The sequence below is a fragment of the Bacillus sp. AFS073361 genome, assembly GCF_002567005.1.
In the GTDB taxonomy this organism is placed as follows: domain Bacteria; phylum Bacillota; class Bacilli; order Bacillales; family Cytobacillaceae; genus Neobacillus.
On the sequence record NZ_NUZU01000089.1, the window covers coordinates 1 to 427 of the forward strand.

Consider the following 427-nt stretch of genomic DNA (forward strand, 5'->3'; position numbering starts at 1 on the left):
GATTTCAGAACGAAATTGGTTACAGATTGGATCACTTAGACTGCCGAGGGGGAAATGTGTCAATGAAAAAACGAGCACTTGGTCATAACGGTCCACTGGTTTCTGAGATTGGTCTCGGTTGTATGGGGATGTCATGGCTATATGGTAATGCTGAACGTAGCGAAAGCATTGCAACAATCCACTCAGCGCTTGAGGAAGGCATTACACTCTTTGATACAGGGGATTTCTATGGCGATGGACACAATGAATTACTTCTACGTGAAGCATTCCAAGGAATCCAACGGGAAAATGTGTTCATTTCAGTAAAATTCGATGGCAAGCTCCATTCTCAGGGCAAGAGTCATCGAAAGAGTGATAACCACCCTCATACAGTAAAGAATTTCCTTGAGGATACCCTACTGCGCCTAGGTGTTGAATACATCGATCT

1 protein-coding gene is annotated in these 427 nt (G+C 43.8%); it reads left to right on the forward strand.

The window, feature by feature from the left end; translation table 11 throughout:
* Nucleotides 1-62: 62 nt before the first annotated feature.
* Nucleotides 63-427, forward strand: a 365-nt coding sequence (locus COJ96_RS25460) for an aldo/keto reductase (RefSeq protein WP_142333061.1), incomplete at its 3' end; no start/stop codon positions are given.